This is a genomic window from Virgibacillus sp. AGTR, from assembly GCF_016919725.2.
GTDB classification, from domain to species: domain Bacteria; phylum Bacillota; class Bacilli; order Bacillales; family Amphibacillaceae; genus Virgibacillus; species Virgibacillus salarius.
The window spans coordinates 1-19,762 of record NZ_JAJERH010000024.1; the positions used below are offsets into that span (position 1 = coordinate 1).

19 protein-coding genes, 3 pseudogenes and 2 other annotated features are annotated in these 19,762 nt (G+C 35.3%); of the genes and pseudogenes, 2 read left to right on the forward strand and 20 right to left on the reverse strand.

Translation table 11 applies throughout. The features are described from left to right. Positions 1 to 197: 197 nt before the first annotated feature. The 3 genes from JUJ52_RS10660 to JUJ52_RS10670 all read right to left on the reverse strand — a co-directional run bounded on the left by JUJ52_RS10660 (position 198) and on the right by JUJ52_RS10670 (position 4,901). A complete protein-coding gene (locus JUJ52_RS10660; protein WP_121604676.1) occupies positions 198 to 953 on the reverse strand; it encodes a metallophosphoesterase family protein in 756 nt (251 codons plus the stop codon). Positions 954 to 1,129: 176 nt separating this feature from the next. Beyond that, positions 1,130 to 2,953: a YhgE/Pip domain-containing protein gene (locus JUJ52_RS10665; protein WP_205389630.1), complete on the reverse strand. Its 1,824-nt coding sequence runs from the start codon at positions 2,951 to 2,953 to the stop codon at positions 1,130 to 1,132. Positions 2,954 to 2,957: 4 nt separating this feature from the next. Further along, a complete protein-coding gene (locus JUJ52_RS10670; RefSeq protein WP_226983645.1) occupies positions 2,958 to 4,901 on the reverse strand; it encodes an efflux RND transporter permease subunit in 1,944 nt (647 codons plus the stop codon). 268 nt (positions 4,902 to 5,169) lie between these two features. On the opposite strand from JUJ52_RS10670, the gene JUJ52_RS10675 reads away from it, so the two are divergent. Next, positions 5,170 to 5,736 (forward strand): TetR/AcrR family transcriptional regulator, encoded by a 567-nt coding sequence (locus tag JUJ52_RS10675; RefSeq protein WP_026679742.1) that lies wholly within the window; start codon positions 5,170 to 5,172, stop codon positions 5,734 to 5,736. 359 nt (positions 5,737 to 6,095) lie between these two features. Here JUJ52_RS10675 and JUJ52_RS10680 read toward each other — a convergent pair whose 3' ends face one another. The 14 genes and pseudogenes from JUJ52_RS10680 to JUJ52_RS10745 all read right to left on the reverse strand — a co-directional run bounded on the left by JUJ52_RS10680 (position 6,096) and on the right by JUJ52_RS10745 (position 16,804). Next, positions 6,096 to 6,407: a hypothetical protein gene (locus JUJ52_RS10680; RefSeq protein WP_026679741.1), complete on the reverse strand. Its 312-nt coding sequence runs from the start codon at positions 6,405 to 6,407 to the stop codon at positions 6,096 to 6,098. A gap of 112 nt (positions 6,408 to 6,519) precedes the next feature. Continuing rightward, a pseudogene (locus JUJ52_RS10685) lies at positions 6,520 to 6,717 on the reverse strand (transposase); the annotation flags it as partial. 18 nt (positions 6,718 to 6,735) lie between these two features. Beyond that, entirely contained in the window at positions 6,736 to 7,338 is a 603-nt protein-coding gene (locus JUJ52_RS10690) for a GNAT family N-acetyltransferase (RefSeq protein WP_026679740.1), read from the reverse strand. Between the two features lie 29 nt (positions 7,339 to 7,367). Beyond that, on the reverse strand, positions 7,368 to 7,853 hold the full coding sequence (locus JUJ52_RS10695; protein ID WP_026679739.1) for a tetratricopeptide repeat protein: 486 nt from the start codon (positions 7,851 to 7,853) through the stop codon (positions 7,368 to 7,370). An 89-nt stretch (positions 7,854 to 7,942) separates the two neighbouring features. Further along, positions 7,943 to 8,503: an AAA family ATPase gene (locus JUJ52_RS10700; protein ID WP_026679738.1), complete on the reverse strand. Its 561-nt coding sequence runs from the start codon at positions 8,501 to 8,503 to the stop codon at positions 7,943 to 7,945. A 475-nt stretch (positions 8,504 to 8,978) separates the two neighbouring features. Further along, complete coding sequence (locus JUJ52_RS10705) at positions 8,979 to 9,443, reverse strand: hypothetical protein (protein WP_026679736.1); 465 nt, start codon at positions 9,441 to 9,443, stop codon at positions 8,979 to 8,981. Further along, complete coding sequence (locus tag JUJ52_RS10710; protein WP_026679735.1) at positions 9,443 to 9,640, reverse strand: helix-turn-helix transcriptional regulator; 198 nt, start codon at positions 9,638 to 9,640, stop codon at positions 9,443 to 9,445. Before JUJ52_RS10710 ends, JUJ52_RS10705 begins: the two co-directional genes overlap by 1 nt. A 264-nt stretch (positions 9,641 to 9,904) precedes the next feature. After that, positions 9,905 to 10,102 carry a hypothetical protein gene (locus tag JUJ52_RS10715; protein ID WP_121604669.1) on the reverse strand — a complete coding sequence of 66 codons (198 nt, stop codon included), beginning with the start codon at positions 10,100 to 10,102 and terminating at the stop codon, positions 9,905 to 9,907. 56 nt (positions 10,103 to 10,158) lie between these two features. Continuing rightward, the gene (locus tag JUJ52_RS10720) at positions 10,159 to 11,187 is read right to left on the reverse strand and encodes a S66 family peptidase (RefSeq protein WP_205389629.1); all 1,029 of its coding nucleotides are present in this window, start codon (positions 11,185 to 11,187) and stop codon (positions 10,159 to 10,161) included. A 40-nt stretch (positions 11,188 to 11,227) separates the two neighbouring features. Beyond that, positions 11,228 to 11,441, reverse strand: a binding site (T-box leader). Between the two features lie 86 nt (positions 11,442 to 11,527). Next, positions 11,528 to 12,146 (reverse strand): annotated as a pseudogene (locus JUJ52_RS10725) (AraC family transcriptional regulator); the annotation flags it as partial. A 15-nt stretch (positions 12,147 to 12,161) separates the two neighbouring features. Continuing rightward, a complete protein-coding gene (metG, locus tag JUJ52_RS10730; RefSeq protein ID WP_308036025.1) occupies positions 12,162 to 13,883 on the reverse strand; it encodes a methionine--tRNA ligase in 1,722 nt (573 codons plus the stop codon). Further along, positions 13,867 to 14,131 (reverse strand) — a binding site (T-box leader). (Overlaps the previous gene by 17 nt.) A 276-nt stretch (positions 14,132 to 14,407) precedes the next feature. Then, positions 14,408 to 14,863: an NUDIX hydrolase gene (locus JUJ52_RS10735; RefSeq protein ID WP_121604664.1), complete on the reverse strand. Its 456-nt coding sequence runs from the start codon at positions 14,861 to 14,863 to the stop codon at positions 14,408 to 14,410. 223 nt (positions 14,864 to 15,086) lie between these two features. Next, a complete protein-coding gene (locus JUJ52_RS10740; RefSeq protein ID WP_034679700.1) occupies positions 15,087 to 15,794 on the reverse strand; it encodes a metallophosphoesterase family protein in 708 nt (235 codons plus the stop codon). 123 nt (positions 15,795 to 15,917) lie between these two features. After that, a pseudogene (locus tag JUJ52_RS10745) lies at positions 15,918 to 16,804 on the reverse strand (AraC family transcriptional regulator). Between the two features lie 124 nt (positions 16,805 to 16,928). Between JUJ52_RS10745 and JUJ52_RS10750 the strand changes: the two are divergent. After that, positions 16,929 to 17,843 (forward strand): DMT family transporter, encoded by a 915-nt coding sequence (locus tag JUJ52_RS10750; RefSeq protein ID WP_205389625.1) that lies wholly within the window; start codon positions 16,929 to 16,931, stop codon positions 17,841 to 17,843. Between the two features lie 152 nt (positions 17,844 to 17,995). Here the strand turns inward: JUJ52_RS10750 and JUJ52_RS10755 are convergent, their stop codons facing one another. The 3 genes from JUJ52_RS10755 to JUJ52_RS10765 all read right to left on the reverse strand — a co-directional run bounded on the left by JUJ52_RS10755 (position 17,996) and on the right by JUJ52_RS10765 (position 19,425). Continuing rightward, the gene (locus JUJ52_RS10755; protein ID WP_026682809.1) at positions 17,996 to 18,391 is read right to left on the reverse strand and encodes a VOC family protein; all 396 of its coding nucleotides are present in this window, start codon (positions 18,389 to 18,391) and stop codon (positions 17,996 to 17,998) included. 198 nt (positions 18,392 to 18,589) lie between these two features. Next, positions 18,590 to 18,673, reverse strand: coding sequence for a MerR family DNA-binding transcriptional regulator (locus tag JUJ52_RS23515; RefSeq protein ID WP_121605866.1), 84 nt, complete (start codon positions 18,671 to 18,673; stop codon positions 18,590 to 18,592). Between the two features lie 134 nt (positions 18,674 to 18,807). After that, positions 18,808 to 19,425 (reverse strand): lysozyme inhibitor LprI family protein, encoded by a 618-nt coding sequence (locus JUJ52_RS10765; protein WP_034679703.1) that lies wholly within the window; start codon positions 19,423 to 19,425, stop codon positions 18,808 to 18,810. Between the last annotated feature and the right edge of the window lie 337 nt (positions 19,426 to 19,762).

Genomic DNA, 19,762 nt, shown 5'->3' on the forward strand with positions numbered 1-19,762 from the left:
GCGGAAAGCGAAGTAATTAGTCGGAGCATTGCCAATATACATCAAACATTTCAAAATAATTACTTGGCTTAACGCAGTCATTGCACTGATTTTATACTTTCTTAACTTTTTAAAAAAAAGCTAGGTACCATAAGATCCAGTTTGTATCTACTGAAATGCCGACCACATTGACGATCATACTTAACTAAGCATGAAAATCAGCGTTTCTTTACCAAGCTTTCTAAGATTTCCATTCCCTTACTCTTTGTCATTACATTCTGAACATATGTGTTAACAAACGCTTGAGCCTGCGGATCATTACTAGCACCTATCTCTTTGGCAGCTGCTTCCTCGTCATATGGCGTACGTCGAAATTCATATCCCTGAGAACTGAGTAAGAGCCAATAAGCACCACGTTCATCTGCAAATGGCATTCCTACACTTCCCGCGTTAAGAATACATAGATCCCCAACCTCTGCCTTAAATTGTATATGTGTGTGTCCACATACTACAATTGGTTCGTTCACATCATTAAAAATGGCTTCGAGGCGTTCCTTTGATGTATGGGGTGTAAATATCTCTTCATCGCTAGTTGGGGTAGCATGACAGAATAAAATATTACCTAACCCCTTAATATAAAGCGTTTTCTTTGTTGGCATTTTAGATAAAAAATCGCGTTGGGAGCTAGTTAGTTGATTGGCGACCCATTGTTGCTTCTCACTACCTTTTTCAGACATATGTTCGAGCGACTCACCGTCAAAGGCCATCACCACTTCTCGATCGCCATTCCCACGAATGTAGCGAGCCTTATCACCCAACTGAATCAAGCGTTCTAACGTTTTTTCTGGCATAGGACCAGAAACAATATCTCCTCCAATGAAAATCAAATCCGGTTGTACCTCTTTAAGCTCGTTCAGCACTGCATTGAGTGCTGGTAAATTCCCATGAATATCATAAAGAGCAGCAATTTTCATTTTAACACTCCTATATCTAGTGTTCTTATATATTTCTACAGTCAGATTGCAGAACCCTCTGTCATTTTTATGTATATTTTTTCTTAACTATTTCATTAATGGAGAGATAAATGTTAGAACAGAGCAGTAGATACAATAGCCTCCCCACTTTTCCAAGTAAGGAGGCTTATTATCTTTTATCTAAAAAGATCTAAAAATCGTTCCCAAATCCCCTTTTCCTCTTTTACCGGTGCCTCGGTTATTTCAGGTTCTGGAATTTTAATGCTTTCTGTTTGCAAGACAAACTGAACAACTTCGACATTCTTATTTTGGTCAGATACAAAAGACTTTGGCTCAAAATCGGAGTTATCATATTCCTCCATCATCTCATCTGTCTCTTGTTTAATTTGTCCTGGTAAATCATTCGTCGCCTCCTGTAACTCGTTGGTGCCTTTATGCAGTTCATTTGCACCATCACTGGTTGCAGCGGTTCCTTTTTCCAGTTCTTGTATACCAGTATCTAGCTTTCCGTACGAAGATGCCAGCTTACTTACACCATCTGTATAGCTTAATAGCCCATTATGGAAAGATTGGTATTCGGAAGATAGAGAAGAAAATCCTTCTTGAAGCTGAGCCATGGCATCCATTCCATCCATGTTTTTAAGAGCCTTCTCTAATTCTGATGCCATCGCTTCTAAATTAGCTGCCATTTCCCTTGTGCCGCTAGCAGATTGATTTAGTGAATCTGTCACACTTCCAAATGCGCCTTTAACTGCATTATATGTTTGTTTTGCAGCATTTGCTGCTCTATATGTCTCTACTAATTGATTAACTACTTCCTTATTTGCATTACTTTCATATAACTTGTTTATCTGTGCTTCACTAATATTATAGGAAGGAACATTGGCGATTGCTTCATCCAACTTATGATATGCTTTGCTATAGTTTTCTTTTAACGTGTCAATACCTTGAGCGTTTTTTTTCAAGCCTCCAGCAACTTGACGGAGCCCTGCTGGTAATTCTTGAAGCTGACTAAGATCTAAATTCCCAGTACTCGCTTGAACAGATTTATTTATCTTTTTTATTGCATCCTGAATGGAAGAAGACCCATTAACTAATACGCTAGAGGATTGATCTAGCTCTTTGATACCGCTTCGATATTCACTTGAACCATTACTTATTTCCTTTGCCCCTTGATTGAGTTCATCAATTCCAAGACTTAACTCACCAACACCTGAATTAACTTCACTAATCGCTCCAGCTAAATCCTGCATTTTCCCAGTCATGCCACCGATATCTGGACTTTCAATAGACATGGAATAAGGCGCTGCGTTTATTTCAATTGGCTGCATTTCAAAATTGGTGACATCTGCTGATACAATTACCTCTTCTTCTTGTTCAGGCATTACCGAAAAGGTAATTTGCTTATTTTTAGCATTAGCTTCCGTTCCCTCTGGAGCTTGGATGTTATTCGCTTTTGCCGGATCAAGTGTAATGGCAATTTGTAGTATATAATTCTCAAAGAATACAGGATCTACCTCTTCATTTTTTGATGTCGATAATTGGATTTCCAAAGATCCACTTTTTCCAGCTAAATCATTTGGTTCGATTTCTTTTCCATCCAGCAAATAGGTGATAGAAACATCCCATGGCAATGGCTGGTTTTCCATTTTTCCCTGATAATAAAATTCTTCTTCATCTGCTTGAAAATGCACGGTATTATTCTGTTTTTTTTCCATTTCGTGCAAATTACTTAAATTCCTGATAGCTGTATAATCCCCATGATCTATCATTTTTCCTGGCTCTGTTACACGAAATGTATTCACTACATACAAATCCTGCATCATTCCATTTGCATCCATATTTCCATATATGACTTCATCCTTGGAAGAGAACGCTCCATCGTTTTGAGTAGTAGCATCTTCCTTATCTGACTTTTCAGTGGCGAGCGTAACTGGCGGAAAGGAAGCTAATACAAGAATTGCGCTCCATATCACAAGACTTACTTTTTTTGTTCGCACTTCATCACTTCCCCTTATAAAAATTTGGTTTCCATATGGTTTTTTCAATTATTCGGTCAAAAACGAGTAACAATGCCGGAAGGAGTAAGACAACCATTACAAATGCTAATAACGCACCTCGTCCCAGCAATAGTCCAATGGACGATACGATCGGATTCGTTGACGTAAGCCATAAAATGAATCCAACACTGGAAAGAATGGAAGCAGAAACTCCAATGGAAAATATCTTTTCATTAATGGTCTTTCGGATGGCATCCTTAGCGGTCATTTGCTTGCGGTTTTCTTTATATGCTTCCGTTAATAAAATAGCGTAATCAACTGTTGCCGCAAGCTGTACCGTACTAATAATCAAGTACCCTACGTATACGAGAGATGTATTTGTAAAGTATGGAATGGATAAATTAATCCATACAGCCGACTGAATCGTTACTAATAATACTACTGGAAGTGAAATCGACCGGAACGTAACCAGTAAGACAATTGCTATCATCATAACCGTCAGTACGTTTACGACTGTATTATCTTTTTCTACGATATGCTTCATGTCATACAGAGTTACACTTTCTCCTAGCACATGATAATCATCACCATAATAGTCTGCTGCCGTTGCTTTTACTTCATCAATAAAATCAAATGTTTCTTCACCTTCAGCATCAATAGTCGAATTTAAGATAATCCGGCTATAGTTTTCTGAGTAGAACTGATCTGTTACCGATTCATCTAAATATTCAGGTGGTATAGCAGCACTAACTGAATCAACATAGGATACAGTACTTTTTACAGCATGTAATTCATTTAAATCATCTACCAGCTTTTCCTCTTTGGCAAGATCTCCTTTCGGAACTAATAGAACCATTGGTGTATGTTTGCCAAAACTGTCTTCAATTTTTATCGAATCACTCCCCGCACGGGTCGATTCTGGCTGATCACCAACTCCATACATGAAATTAGTCTGACTTTGTCCTAAGAAAGCTGGGATAATCAAAACCATGACAATAATTAGCGCTGGAATACGTAGTCTTATCAGCGACTTCCCGACATTAGGAATGCTCGGCAATAATTGTTTATGCTGTGTTCTGTCAATCCATTTATAAAACATTACGGTTAGTGCTGGTAAAAAGACCATTACACTAATGAAGCTAAGTAAGATACCTTTTACTAAATTGAGACCTAAATCTGCACCGATTTCGAAATCCATAAAGGTCAATGCAATAAATCCAAAGAACGTTGTAGAAGCACTTGCTGCAATTGCAGGGAAAGATTGCTTCATCGCTAGTTGCATCGCTTTTTCTGGACTATTTACTTCCCTTCGGTGATCAGAAAAACTATGCAGCAGAAATATAGCATAATCGAGCGATACGGCAAGTTGCAAAATTGGTGCAACAGATTGTGTAACAAAGGATATTTCAGAAATAAATACATTGGTACCCAAGTTAATAAGTACAGAAACTCCAATTGCTGTTAAAAAGAATACCGGCTCAGCCCATGATCTTGTGGATAGGATAAGAATTAAAATAATAATTGGTATTAGCAATGCTGCAGCATACATCGTCTCTTTCCCAGTCATTTTCTGTGATGTTGCTGTATCAAGTGCCTCACCAGACATCGCGTTGTCTTTACCAATTAATTGGTAGATTGCATCTGTCGTATCTACTTCTTTTCCTTCAGCAATATGAAAAGAAAACAGTGCATTCCCGTTCTTGTAATAGGATTCCACCGTATCTTCGTCTGCCATTTCTACTGGTGTTTTTATATCGATTACATCATCCAGCCACGTTACTTCTGAGACGCCATCAATGGCTTCTAGATCTTTTTTTACTGCTAAAGCCTCTTGAATACTAACATTTTTCATCATCACACGGGTATTTGCAACCGCCCCATCAAATTCTGCATCCATCGTTTCCATGGCAACGGTAGACGGTGCATCCTCCGGGAGATAATCTACCATATTGTAGTTAACTGATACGGCAAACTGGGCAACAACACAAATAGCTGCCAATATCACAAATGTAAGTACAACCGATTTTTTATGCCTTAGTATCTGCGCTGTCCATTCAATCAGTGTTCATCCTCTCTTGCATCGTTAATTCAAATCTTTTATTATTATAATATACACCGTGTTGGATTAACAACAAACAGTTTATAAACATACGTATAAAAAGCAACAGATTTTTTTGAAATGTTGGATATCAATGTAAAGAAAGTGTGAACAATGTATGAACCCGAAATTAGATCGACGAAAGAAATATACACGCATGGTATTGAAGGATAGTTTAATTAGTTTGTTAAGCACGAAGCAAATCGCAGCAATTACCGTTAAAGAAATTTGTGAGCAAGCCGATATTAACCGTTCTACCTTTTACACACACTACAAAGATCAATTTGATTTACTTAGACAAATAGAAGAAGAAATCATTGCAGATATGAACACCTATTTAAGTCAACATAATTTTAGTGAAATCGAGAAGTCGTTACAAACAACAGAAAGACTATTGGAGTATATCGTTTCAAAGTCTGATATCTGTAACGTCCTATTAAATGAAAATGGGGATACTTCTTTTGAGCGAAGAGTAATGGAAGTAGCACGTAGCTTTCTCATTACTACGTGGATGGATTGTCAGGAAAATGATGCGGCTGTATCTGAATACATAAGTACATTTATTATAAGCGGAAGTATTCACGTCATTAAACATTGGCTTGCCAACAACATGGATAAAACACCTCAGCAAATTGCCCAAATCATTAACAGCATTGCCATTAATGGAATAGATCAAAACTCTTGATCTATAACGTACGGAAAAACACACATCATTTCGTTCAGTTTTCAAATACAGATAAACCAAGACTTTCAAAAGATGATTACGACATAAATTCGTGGTCATCTTTTTATGCATTTTAGTCATAGCATATTTTCAAGCTTAAATTCATTAACAATAAGAAACCCGATAAAGTGAAACATCAATCAGTTAAAGGGTTTGGTTTATCCCCACTGATTGTTCGTGCCACAAGGGTATGAACTAAAGGTCCTAAAACCAATTCGACATTTACTGGCAGTTGCCCCCCTCTTATCCATATTGGTTCACTTTATTGCTTGAAGTGGGAGCTTACTGCAAGTTATATGCGGGATAAAGTGAAATTTCAATTATTTGAACTGATTATAGTACTCTTTCGGATTAGAAATATGGTTCTCAACAAAAAATCTAGCTTCGGCTTTAATCATGCTTGTATAAGCGTTGTTGTCCATCGTATTATTTTCTAATCCTTCCACATTCCCCTTTACATGGACTCTATTTGCCTTTAAATCTACAAGCACGGTTAAATAAATTTTGTCATGAGATGATACAGTTCCAGTTACTTGTTTTTTCTCTAAATCGACAATAGGATATTCTACCTTCACTCCTATTGGTTTAAATATAGTATATCCCTCATTTGATTTCTCCTTTTTATGTTTCATCTGAAATATTCCCTCACCTTTACCATTGTTAAACGAGTCTTATACGCCCATAAGGTGAAATCCCTTCCACCAACCTACAATAATGACTCGCAAGCGTGAACTACTCCCACCACTAACCACCCTTACGGGTTGCTTGAAGTGGGGGGTTTCTCGGGTAATCGCCACTTTTGGTAGCTGACGAACCGCCAGTCGTCAACAAACAAAAACTTCTTGACCAAAACATTTCTTTCCATAACTTTTTACGAACAGGAGGAAAATCCCTCTTGATAAGTCTTGAACTGGCACTTTTATAGGCATTGATGAATTTCGACCTTTATAGAACCAAAAATTAATGATTATTGCGTTGCTCATGATTTAATATTAGCTCATACATGCTACATTCATGGACTCTGTTAAATCTATTCAAGATTTCTTCGTTGTTACCTGTATAGTGGGCGCATGCGGAAACTGGTGTTAATTGTAATACTTCTGATTTCAGCGTGCCTTCTACCTCTTTCCCCTCTATATAAACATGAAAATAAGCATCCTTTTTTATAAAATGATTTGATTCATACCAGCTGTTCACCCATCTATCATCCCGTGTCCATGCTTCGATTCGACGAATCCCCATATCTCTAAGATATTTAATGGCTTTGTCTAATAGTGCTGTAGCAACTCCCTTTCTTTGAAAGTCTGGATGAACTGCAATATGCCAAATCATTCCGCTAATTATATTTTCATTAGAACAGATTGTATTTGGTTTCTGCTCACATTCAATATCCATGATACCTATAATCTGGTTACCCTCTTCTGCAACTAGTTCAACAGATGGATGAGCATAATTTTCCTTCTCTCTTCGTACATCATCAAAATAAGCAGTATCCAGGAATGATAATACTCGACATCGCAACCAGCCTTTCTCATCATTATCTTCGTATGTCCTAATTACCATGTAATCACTCCAAACCTACATGTTCTAATCTACTTCCAAATGTTATCTAATTGATTAGCATAGAAATTAATTGCTTTTTTGTAGCGTTCTATCTTTTCATCAGTTGTCGTATCTACTAGACAGTTTAGTAATATCTCCATTGCTTTACTATGTTCACTTAGATTATATAACGTCATTGAATAGAACGTTTGAATGGCTCGATTATCAGGAAATAACTCGATAGCCTTTAGAAATGTATCTTTTGACTTTTCATATTCGCCTAATGTTCTATACGTACTCCCTAGCCCCAATAATGCGTCTTCCAACTCCTCTGATGATAACCCTAATTGAATCGCTTTTTCATAATAAGGTACAGCTTGTATTTCTACTCCTAGTAAGTCAAAACTCCAAGCACATTGATAATTTATCGATGCATTTTCAGGAAATTGCTGTACCAGTTTGATGAGCAATTCATTCGATTCTTTATGGTTTCCATTTTTACGTAAGTGAATCGCTTTTTCTAATTCTCTTTTCATCATTTTCAGCTCCGATGTTTTTATTAGATTGGATTCCGTAACTCGATTATTGATTAAATTATCTACAATCCAAGTCGGTGATACATAGGTTATACGTTTGCTTCCAAAGTTACTATTCTTTGAATAACAGACTGAACTTCTGTCTCTTTTTTGATTACAAATAAATGATCTGCTTCGTCTATCAATGGTGCTTTTATATCCTCCTTATCCGTTTCCGCTTGTTGTCGCGTAAGCACTTCTTCAAAATTGGAAACAAACCTAAATATAGCTGTACTGCGCTGACTTTTAATCACTCGCTCTTGCAGAATAGGATCAGGGATATCAAAATTAACAAGAATGCTAGTAAAACCGTTACGTTGAAAATACGAAAGCAGTTCTAAACGATCCTTGCGAGAACGATTTGAGTTACAAAGAATGAGATGTAAATTAGTTTGTTGAACAGCATAACTAACAATTGATTGTGTGATCGTGTATTTAATAGCATTGGGCCCTTGTTTTGGTAGTAAGGGTTTGTAATAGGTGTTGATGAATTCAGCATGGTTATCTTGGTCGATCACCAATGAATGATGTAGCTGTTGCTCAAGGGCTTTAGCAAATGTAGTTTTCCCGCTATGTGTTTTACCAACTGTAATAATTACTAATCTTTTCAATAGCACATTCCTCTTCTAAATTTTTATGCTGAAAATTTAGAATTCGATAGATTATTACTAATTTCCTTCTTCTCATTTATAAATGAATTATAGAAAGGCATAGAATAACATGTTACCCATTTTAAAATCTGGATATAAAAGAGAAAAATGACATCCCTCATTAAAGTGAAACCTCAAACAGTGGGGGTTTGTTTTATCCCACACAGATTGTTCGTACCACAAGGGTATGACCTAAAAGCCTTCGAACTAATCGGACATTTACTGACAGTCGATCCCCCACTTCCCCATATTGGGGATGACGTTTCACCTTATGAGAAATGATTACAAAAATAACAGCTATCAAATAATAAGGTAAAGACAAAAAAATAACGATTCCTCTGTTGAAGAATCGCCAGCTTGTAAATAAACCCCTATGTTTTCTACAAGCTTTTTTGTACTGGTAGGCTGCTCGCTCTTTTTTAGTCTGTAAAATGAATTATAACAATTCTTTATTCTTTTTATAGGAGATCTTTAAGGAAATAAAACTTATAATAAACCAAATGAGGCAAATACTTAAAAGTAATCCCAAAAGCTCTCCCCATTCATTTTGCTTACTTGGGATACCGACAAAAATGAAATAGAGCAACATATAAATAATCCCAAAACTACATGTCCTGCTAAAAATATGCTTTAGCTCTTTCTTGTAGGCATGTTCTGTAGCAACATCTGTATATTCCATACCAGATATAATATACCTTAATAGAACATATCCTAAAAAAATGAATATAGAAGCAAACAAAGCAAATTCTATATCGAGCTGAAAATTGAATACGTACCGACTACTGATAAATATACTAAATAACGCTATCAGTAGAACAATGGATCCTTCTGATAAAAAGTAAAGAATCTTTTTTTCTTTATATTCGTCATTTGGTAATAAAAACGATAGCCATGACTTCATTACATTTCCACCTCCCAGAATAATTCATCTAACGTTTTATGAAGTTCTTTTGCTATGGCAATGCAAAGTTGGAGACTCGGATTATATACTCCCTTCTCGATTAGTCCTATTGTCTGCCTTGTTACGCCTACTTTTTTGGCTAATTGTGCTTGCGTCATCGATAATTTTATTCTTGCTATTTTCACATTGTTTTTCATACATTCACCTACGCAATGTAAATTATATATTACTTTTGCAATTTATATATTACATTGTAATTTAAAAGAAGTCAACCTAAGCCGATTAGTTACATAAAAAAGCGATCCCTCCTAAAGGACCGCATGATTATCACCAATATAGCTTAATAAATAGGCTATACCATTGGCGATAGTCAAAATCTTAATCATTTTACTTTAAAAGCACCATTTTCTTTACTAACTATAGTGTACAACTTTTTGCATTCCAATATAGCCTGCAAACAACTATTCACTAGATTTGCTATTAGCCATTTTTATAGCCATCTTTATTCCTGTTGCAATCAACATACCAATTAATCCAGCGATACTCATTGTCATAATATGATCCCAATCTATCTCTTTTTTATTCCACAAGCTTATTGCAACTACTGCTACGATTACACCTAGCACCCAAGGTAGCCAGAACCTCGATAAGCTCTTCATACCCATTCCCTCCTCCTTCCTTCATTTCTCTTACCGTCATCGCTTCCAGTTTATTTTTATTTAAAATGTATATCTATTTTCCCAGCACCTTTTTCATAGAATACCTGTGCCAAAGCACCATTGACTAAGGTGAGTTGTGGAGGTAAGTGACCTGTATCTACATCGTAAATAAATGAGATATTCTCCTTAGAGAAAATATCGATCAATACATCCTTTAGTTGATAATCCTTTGTAGGAGTATATCCACTTAATCTACCGATTAGGACACCATTTGTATTTTTAAACCATCCATTCGCTTTCATTTGCCACAAAGCACGATAAATCTCAGCTGCACTCATATCAACACTTTCAAGATACCAAATCGTCCCTTCATTTTCTGTATACGTATCTAGGTAATTTTCCACTTGATCAAATGGTGTACCATGAATATTTTGAAGTGTATTAATGACACCACCTAACAATCTTCCAGAGAAAGTTTCCTTCGTATTGAGACTTTTCCATTCCGTTTGGCTATCCAAATAGAAGCCAGTTGCCGGGTTTTTAAACACCTTCTCCCATGAAGACTGAAATTTAGAAGATGATTGCTGTGTAACAATTTCTTTCTGATTAGCTGTTAATACACGCTCCCAACCACTACTTGTTTCATCTAAAGTTGGTGCAGACATCTCCACAAAATTTATTCCATGGGCTGATGCATTGCCAGTAATTGTTGTATACACAAAGTTCATTGTACTAATATCGGAATATCCTAGTATCCACTTTGGAGGCATCTTCTTGATTTTCTCCCAATCTAACAATGGAAAAATTTCTAATGAAAATTGTCCACCCCACGGTGGAATAATTGCTTTAACTGTCGGGTCCATATAGAGATCCATAAATTCTTTTGCTCTTTTTTCTTTTGTTGCACTTCTTGCTTTTTCTTCAGTCCATACGGTTTCTGCCAATTCCACTTGATACCCAAGGGATTCCATATTACTTTTTGCTTCCTCTAATAAAATATGTAACGGTCTTTCTACACCACTTGAAATAGCAGTAACAGCAATTTTATCCCCTTTTTGTAGGGGAGTTGGATATTGTATTTTCAATTGTACTCCCTCCTTATCATATAAAAAAGCCCATCATCCCATAAGAGACGACAGGCTTTACTTTCGTGGTACCACTCTTTTTGATTCATTTACAAAACAAATCCACTTCATTAACCAATTACTGAGTTAACCGTTAAGACCTACATATCAGCCTTACCACTCCAGGGCGAGTTGGGGTTATATTGACTACCTTACACCAACCGGCAGCTCTCTTAACAATAATAATCCTTAATACTCCCTATCATCGTGTTTCCTTTTATGAAATTTCCAATAGTTTATAATTGATACACATTTTTGTCAAGTTTAGAACCCAAGAATTCGATTAGAAAAAACATCCGCTTTAACTAATTTCCTCCTCGAATGATAGGTTTACTGGCTCATCCAATAATTCTGTTTGTATTTCCAAATTAGTTGTTGCCACATTTTTATCCACTTCTTCAAAACGAAATTGGTCTGCCCATATAATGCCTTGACCCGTTAATATAACTCCAAATGATATGACCGAGCTTTCAGAAGGAACATCCAAAACAATCGTATATCGGTTCCATTGCGTAGTCCCTTTGATAGGGCGATTACTCATATTATCAAACTGTAAAACATCATCAAAAGCATTATCTACTCTCATCCACATACCAGAAAAAGTGTCTACATCTTTTGTTTTTAAAAAACAAGATAGTCTCATTCGTTTTCCGATAAATTTATCTGCTTTGAATTGCTGCATCATCGTAGCAAAGTTTGAAGAATCAATCACCGTTTTAGCTTAAATAGCCTGATGATTTTCCACAATGTACGACCTCCCGATCCATTCCCATCTCATAATTAAACGGGTCCGACCCACTTAAAAACCAACCTTTCACTTGATTATCCATATAAGATTCCTCCTTATTTTTCAGTACATCCGACATTAATTTTCGATACTTCCCAGGAGGCAAATGATAAGCCTTTTTAAAGACCCTAGATTTATGATATAAAAATCACAACGAAGCTTGTTTATGCAACTTTTCAATTTCCATTGTGATCGTTTTAACATCAATTCTTTCAAATAGAGGACTAACGTGCTTTACAGCAGTTGCATATTTATCCGTTGGATTCCAAGTAAAGTTTGATATTCCTAACATTACCTTGACCTCATTACTGGAAAATGGCAGGAATGGGCTCAATAGCTGCGCTAAATTTGCAATGATATATATACAGGTTGCTAATGTATGTTTACATGCATTAGGTGATTCATTTATTTGAATCCAAGGTTGTTGAGCATCAAAATATTTGTTCGCTCTTCTTATAAAATGGAATAGTAATTCTAACGCTTGTTTGAAATGTGCTCCTTCAATAAGTGACCCTATTTGTTTATAAAGATCTTGAATCTCATTCATTATGCTTTTATCAACTTTTCCATCTGGAACAAATCCCTTAAATGATTTCTCTATAAACTTTAATGTCCTATTCACAAAGTTACCATAGGCTCCTAGCAATTCACTATTATGACTATATACAAACTCTCGCCACGAAAAATCGGAATCTCTATTTTCTGGTGCATTTATGGTTAAGAAATACCGAATGGAATCAGGATGATATTTTTCAATCATATCTGGTACCCACACTGCCCAATTCTTACTTGTTGAAAGTTTCTTTTTTTCAACTGTTAAATACTCATTCGAAACAATATGAGTAGGTAAACAATCCTTTTCAATTCCCATTAATATAGATGGCCAAATGATAGAATGAAATGGAATATTATCCTTTCCGTGAATATAATATGTTTTTGTATCATTACCCCAAAAAATGGAATCCTCCACGTTATTTTTCTCTGCCCATTTTTTACTGGCTGCATAATATCCGGAAACAGCTTCGATCCATACATAAATCTTCTTCTCCTCATATCCCTTTACTGGAACTGGAACACCTATTGGTAAATCTCTTGAAACTCCTCGATCGGGCAATCCTTCCATTAAATATCTTTCCGATAATTGAATCGCATTTTCTCTCCATAAGTTCTTCACTTTCGCATTAGTTACGTACTGCTGTAGTTCTTTTTGGAATGCACTTAACTTAAAATAGAAATGTTCTGTCTGTTTCGTAGTTGGAGAATCACCACAAATCTTACATTTCTTATTTATAAGGTCTAGTGGTTCTAATATTTTTGAGCAGTGGTCACATTGGTCACCACGAGCATCCTGTCCACATTGTGGACAAGTTCCTTCGACAAACCGGTCGGGTAAAAATTGTTCACACCTATTGCAATACGCCTGTTCAATTTCCTTTTTATAGATTTTTCCATTATCAAATAGCTGCAAAAATATATTTTGCACAATTCTATGATGATGGGCACTATCTGTCCTTGTATAGCAATCATAAGTAAAACCCAACTTTTCAAAACACGCACAAAACTCTTTATGATACCTATCAGCAATCTCCTTAGGTGTTACATCTTCTTGCTTTGCTCTAATCGTAATTGGAGTTCCATTGCAATCACTTCCTGATACATAAAGAACATTTTCTCCTTTCATTCTATAATACCGGGCTAAAACGTCACCTGATAATAAACTAGATATGTGGCCTAAATGTAGTGAACCATTGGCATAAGGCCATGCTCCTCCGATAAATACATTCATCTTATTTCCTCCCTTACTATTTTCATCTCTTGAAAATAAAAAACCTCGTCCAAAGACAAAACAACTGTCTAAGGACGAGATTATTCTCGTGTTACCACCTTAATTTGCTAACCACTCACATGATTAGCCTCAATAAGTACGGAACGATAAAGTTCTTATACCCTGACATTTATAACGAGTGCCAAATCTCGTCATAGCCTTACGCTCAATAGAACGTTCAACTATGCAGCTCAGAGACCATATTCAATCAAATAATTCCATGCTTCTTTTCAGCCAACGAAGCTCTCTGTAACGGAATAAAAATGATTTACTCTTCTCATCATTGCTTTTACATTTAACTTATTATTACATTTCATATTCATAAACACAATAGGAAATTATATTTCTACTTTGATCAACGGTACAATTTAACCTCTCCTCAATATTCCACCCAACAGCATTTCACGGCCACTGTATATATGCAAATCTCATATTTAGCATGTAAACTTCAATTACTCTTTTAATAAAATATATTTTATACATCCTTCAGCATCTTACAATAAAAACAATTTATTTTAATAGTAAAATTAATACGTTCATCCACATGCTTATTTAAGAATTGCAGAAACTTAACCAAACACCTTAAAAAACACTTTAAATAGTGAAATTTTAAATCGAGAAACGGTTATTGAATCTTTTATTACTGTATTTTTATGTCTAAGAAAATTTTTAATTTGCTTTCTTCTATTGGGAATCATAAACATAGGTAATTTTTTTGGATGAAACCAATCCACTTTATCTGTTTCAGGACCATTTTTAATTAGCGTACCACCTAGCAATTCCCCTAAAAATATGTGTTGTAAATCATCAAATTGAGGTTGATAATATTCTCCTATTTTTCGTTTAATCGAAATGATATACCCCGTTTCCTCTTTAGCTTCTCGTATAGCACAATTCTCTAAGTGTTCATCTTTTTCTAACATTCCCCCAGGTAAATCCCAGACAGGATAATCCTTTCTCTTCACTAACAATATGTAACCCTTTTTATTAAAAACGATGGTAAAACAGCCTGAAGTTTTTGCCATATCAATTATTGCTCCTTTTTGAAATAAAAATATACATTTTACCATAAATTCAAAATATTTTAACTGGATTATCTTTAGGTTAATAATTTTTTAATCATCTCTTCTAAACTCCCCATTTTCTATAGTGGTGTTAAGAATTTTTTCTCTTCTGCCTCTGTAATTTTAATAAGGAGAAGTTACATCTTGAGTATTTTAGATGAATTAAAAGTAATAACTTATTGAATTATGGACCAATATTTGGAGGGTTTCGTATATGTTCAGCAAAATCTTCTTTATATGGACAGGTACCTTGGAGTATTTCCTTCACAGCTTTTTCTATGTCATACTGCGTTTCCTTATGTTCTATTTCATCATCATGAATAAATAGCCAACAAGCCCCCTTAGCTTTACTCTGTAGACCAACACTACCAGCATTGACTATTCGCCTACCAGCTACTAATCTGTCAAACTGAATATGCGTATGGCCGCATACTATAATATTCGCTTCAGTATCCTTTACCATCTCATTAATTTCTCGTTCATCGGTATCAGCTCTTATTGCTTCTTCGTCATTCCTTGGAGAACCGTGTACAAACAATACATCGCCTAACCCGTTAATAGCCATCCGTTGTCTCTCAGGCAATTCTTTCAAAAAACTCAAGTGCTCCCTTGTTAATTGATCTGCACACCAGTAATTTATTTCTGCTACAAAATCCTGACAGCCATCTTCTATGCTATATCGATGCGCTACCTCTCTATCTGCATTACCCATTATAAATAAAAATGTATCCTTATATCTCATTAAAGTTTCCATGACTTCTCTAGGCTGCGGTCCCCAGACTAAGTCCCCACCAACTATAACTTTTTCAGCCTTTTCATTTGCCACTTCAGTTAAGACAGCTTCTAATGCAACGTTATTACCGTGAATATCATAAATTGCTGCTATTTTCATAACAAATACCTCCACGTATTAACATTTTCAGATACTAGATTAAGATGATAATCAATCATTTTTGCTAAAAGGTATATAGTGCCGTTCACACAAGATATCAATGTTCTTCAACACTCGCGGTCATTAATAGCTATTTTTATATTTTTTATATGCTAATGGTGTCATGTTCATCGATCTGCGAAACTGAGCAATGAAATAGCTTGTACTATTAAAGCCTACTTCATAGGCAACATCCGTGACATTGGATTCTATTTGTTGTAGTAAAATTAAGCTTTTTTGAATTCGATAATCGGTTACATAATTCAATGGTGTTTTCTTTAAAATTCGTTTGAAATATCTACAACATTCGGATCGACTCAATTGACCAGCACGTGCAATATCGTCTAAAAGAATTTTTTTCGCATAATGTGTGTGTATCCAATTTAACATTTGCTTCATTCGATGACTCTTTAGCTTTTCTACCTGTTCGTACTCTAAATCAAAACCATTTATGATTAAATTTTTCCAAATTATCGTTAGCTGCATGCTAATATCGATTTCATAACATGAGGGATTTTGTTGTATCAGTTGATTGATGTTTACAATAGCAGCTAAAATATTTTTCTCCCAAACTTCCTCTGTATCCAAGTGAAGGTAAGGCAAATTAGTGGCTTGCGTATACGGACTTACATGGGTTGTATAAAGCTCTTGAGATAAAATAAAATGTGGAGATACATTACATTTAAACAAATATAAATACAGCCCGAATCATTTTCATCTGTTGCCATGTGCAAACACCCACTATTTATAAACAGTCCCTCGCCCTCTCGAACAGTTATTTTTTCTTCATTAACTTGGAAGATTGCTTCTCCTTTTATAATGAGAACAAATTGAATTTCATCATGCCAGTGCAGTGGTATAAAGCCATGTATGTTTTTAGTAATCATCGTTTCGTAACATGCAAGCGGTAATACAACCGTGCGATGTTCCGTTAATTCTTTTAAATTTTGGTCAACGATAAAATTTTTTATTTGCATAGCAAAACCTCAATATAATTATACTTTTTGATTCGATTTACGTATTATTCCAAGAATTCTCCTCTTATTATTATCCATATGATAACACTATTTTTATCATAAAGGTGGAGAATTCATCATGAATAGAGGGAAAGGAATGTTTCTTGTAATAACGGGAGCAGCATTTTGGGGGATTGGTGGCACAGTTGCAAAAAAGCTATTTCAAGAATTCTCTATTGATGTAGATTGGCTTGTTGCGACCAGGTTACTACTGGCTGGTTTATTACTATTAGCAGTTCAATTTTTTGAAAAAGACCGTTCCCAAATAATTGCTGTTTGGAAAAACAGAAGGATCGCTATTCATTTACTTATTTTCGGGTTACTTGGTATGCTTGCTGTTCAGTACACATATATGGCTTCGATTGAACATGGCAATGCTGCGGTAGCAACACTATTACAATATTTAGCACCAGTAATGATTATTCTTTATCTCATTTTAAGCAGACAATCTGTTCTAACAAAAAAAGATGTGTTAACTATTTTGCTAGCTTTCGTTGGATGCTTCTTCTTATTAACCAATGGCTCATTCTCACAACTATCTGTACCGTTACTAGCAATCGTTTGGGGTGTTTTATCTGGGATAGCTTTAGCATTTTATACGTTGTATGCCATTCCTTTGCTAAAGCAATACGATTCGCTTGTCATTGTTGGCTGGGCTATGATTATCGGAGGTACTGCATTAAGCTTTATCCACCCACCTTGGGAACTTAACAATAGCAGCATAACGCTAGAAGCATATTTATATATAGTCTTCGTTATCATTTTCGGAACGATGATTGCATTTTGGTTTTATATAGAAAGTTTACAGAGCCTGTCACCTAAAGAAACGAGTCTTATAGGTAGTATTGAACCCCTAGCAGCTGTTTTAACAACTGTTTTCTGGTTAAAACAACCCTTTGGCATTTTCCAATGGGTTGGTACAGCTTGTATCATTATCATGATTTTAATAGTAGCTTTACATAAAGATTCTTCAGCAAAAAATCACGCCGTCTAATTAGAAAAAGCCCCCCAGGATTAACTAGTTTCGTTTTTCGCTGAGAGGGCTTTGCGTCTCTAATCTGAACTAAGTAAACAAGGATATATTCGTTGTTTTTTAGTAACAATTAAGGGGAGCTCAAATTTTCACTAAAGGTAAAGGTCTATTTGTTATTCTTTTCTAGGTTCGAATAAATCAAGATTATTCCCATATAAATCTTTAAATACTACCCCTTTACCTCCTGGTACCCCTTGTATCTCTCCTTGAAAAACTACTCCTCGCTCCTGCAAATCACTAACATCTCTTTCAATATGATCGGATTCAAACATTAGCATGACCGTATCGCCGCCTTGTTTGCCTATCAATTGTTCTTGTTTAGGAGTTTTAGCTTCAGCTAGTTCAATCATGGTTTCGTTACCATTCTCAGGGGAAACAGCAAGATAACGCCACCCTGGTTCGAACTCCTCTTCTTCCCGTACTACAAATCCTAACTTGTTCACGTAAAAATCTTTCGCTTCTTTTAAATCATGGACGAACAATGTCAGTTGAATCGCCTTTTTTATCATAATTATCCTCCTTCTAGCAAATTACTACTAGGTTAGCATAACAACAACCGGCAAACTTCTTTTCAATTGCTCCATATAACTTTTTTTGAGGACATTTACTGACAGTCGATCAATATGTAGACGCTTTAAAAACAAGATTATTTTAATTGCTTCAATTTTGTCATAATCATAATAACGATAATTCGTTTCAACTTCTATTTACGAAGGCTTTAATAAGTCAATTTCATCATAATACCGTAATATTTTAACAGACACATTACATATTTTTGAGAACCTTTCTATGGTATATCATTTTATTCTTTCAATCATTTTAATGTTCTGTATAAATAGTATTAACTATTTATTTTATAATAAACAATATTTTTTTAAATTATCATAATTTTCAACGTATTCCCCTTCACGGTAATAATGAAGGGTTATTTCATATAGTCTTCAACTAATTCAAAACACTTTTCTTCGGTAAGATTGTTCTGGACCGTTACATATTCTAACTGTTCCATCGTGCCACCTTTATATTTTAGCGATGCCTCTTTTGCAGTATGATCTCGGTACGCTATCCATTCACGCTGTTCCTTCCTTAGTTGATCCATCTCTTCTTTAGGTAGTTGCTCCTTTAGGGCTCCATAAATTTCATTTAACAATTCATCCCAAATATCGTATGCATCTCCTTCAACTTTTTTCAACGCATATGTTGTATCGTCTATCGGATTTTTTCGCATCTCCTCCACTTCATTCTTCGTATCATTTAATTTCTTAAGGTACTGATCCTTCAAACTAGCTGTATCTTTTGCTGGTACATTGTTTGTCGTATCTCCCTTTTCATCGGTACCATTACTTCCAGTATCTGTGTTCGTATTGTTGGTATTTGTGTCATTATCTGTCGAAGCTGCACTTGCAGAATCGTCATTTGTATTTTGACTAGAGTTTTTATTTGGTGACTGATTGTCCAATGTAGACTCGTCAGATGAGGTTCCACAAGCAGTCAATATTACTAAAACTACTGTTAACATGCCTAATAAGAATTTGCGTTTCATTGAAATACTACCTTTCTTCTCATTATTCTTCCTCGTGACTACATTTAATTTATCAAAAAAGATGCTCTTCCTAAATTAATCTACCTAAAACTTTCCCGAAAGCCATCCATTTTTGTTTTTGTAACCTATTGAATTTGGTTTACTTTGTTCAACTCTACTAATTCAATGGCTTCCATTATTTAACCCCCGTCACATATTAAATCCTATTACTGAAGTATCTGGTTATCACTATTTAACAATCTTCGTTATGTTTTTTTATTTTATCATATTTTAAAATTACTTATGATCTAGATCTATCCTTACACTTCTCATTTCAATTAAATTCAACTTGGATTGA

What these genes read in the sequence shown, in the direction of transcription:
- JUJ52_RS10705 (WP_026679736.1), bottom strand. Translation starts at nt 9,443, where the DNA reads ATGAAGTCATGGCTATCGTTTTTATTACCAAATGACGAATATAAAGAA.
- JUJ52_RS10715 (WP_121604669.1), bottom strand. Translation starts at nt 10,102, where the DNA reads ATGAAGAGCTTATCGAGGTTCTGGCTACCTTGGGTGCTAGGTGTAATC.
- JUJ52_RS10750 (WP_205389625.1), top strand. Translation starts at nt 16,929, where the DNA reads ATGAATAGAGGGAAAGGAATGTTTCTTGTAATAACGGGAGCAGCATTT.
- JUJ52_RS10755 (WP_026682809.1), bottom strand. Translation starts at nt 18,391, where the DNA reads ATGATAAAAAAGGCGATTCAACTGACATTGTTCGTCCATGATTTAAAA.
- JUJ52_RS10670 (WP_226983645.1), bottom strand. Translation starts at nt 4,901, where the DNA reads ATGGTAGATTATCTCCCGGAGGATGCACCGTCTACCGTTGCCATGGAA.
- JUJ52_RS10675 (WP_026679742.1), top strand. Translation starts at nt 5,170, where the DNA reads ATGAACCCGAAATTAGATCGACGAAAGAAATATACACGCATGGTATTG.
- JUJ52_RS10660 (WP_121604676.1), bottom strand. Translation starts at nt 953, where the DNA reads ATGAAAATTGCTGCTCTTTATGATATTCATGGGAATTTACCAGCACTC.
- JUJ52_RS10680 (WP_026679741.1), bottom strand. Translation starts at nt 6,407, where the DNA reads ATGAAACATAAAAAGGAGAAATCAAATGAGGGATATACTATATTTAAA.
- JUJ52_RS10695 (WP_026679739.1), bottom strand. Translation starts at nt 7,853, where the DNA reads ATGAAAAGAGAATTAGAAAAAGCGATTCACTTACGTAAAAATGGAAAC.
- JUJ52_RS10710 (WP_026679735.1), bottom strand. Translation starts at nt 9,640, where the DNA reads ATGAAAAACAATGTGAAAATAGCAAGAATAAAATTATCGATGACGCAA.
- JUJ52_RS10740 (WP_034679700.1), bottom strand. Translation starts at nt 15,794, where the DNA reads ATGAAAATAGCAGCAATTTATGATATTCACGGTAATAACGTTGCATTA.
- JUJ52_RS10735 (WP_121604664.1), bottom strand. Translation starts at nt 14,863, where the DNA reads ATGGCAAAAACTTCAGGCTGTTTTACCATCGTTTTTAATAAAAAGGGT.
- JUJ52_RS10690 (WP_026679740.1), bottom strand. Translation starts at nt 7,338, where the DNA reads ATGGTAATTAGGACATACGAAGATAATGATGAGAAAGGCTGGTTGCGA.
- JUJ52_RS10765 (WP_034679703.1), bottom strand. Translation starts at nt 19,425, where the DNA reads ATGAAACGCAAATTCTTATTAGGCATGTTAACAGTAGTTTTAGTAATA.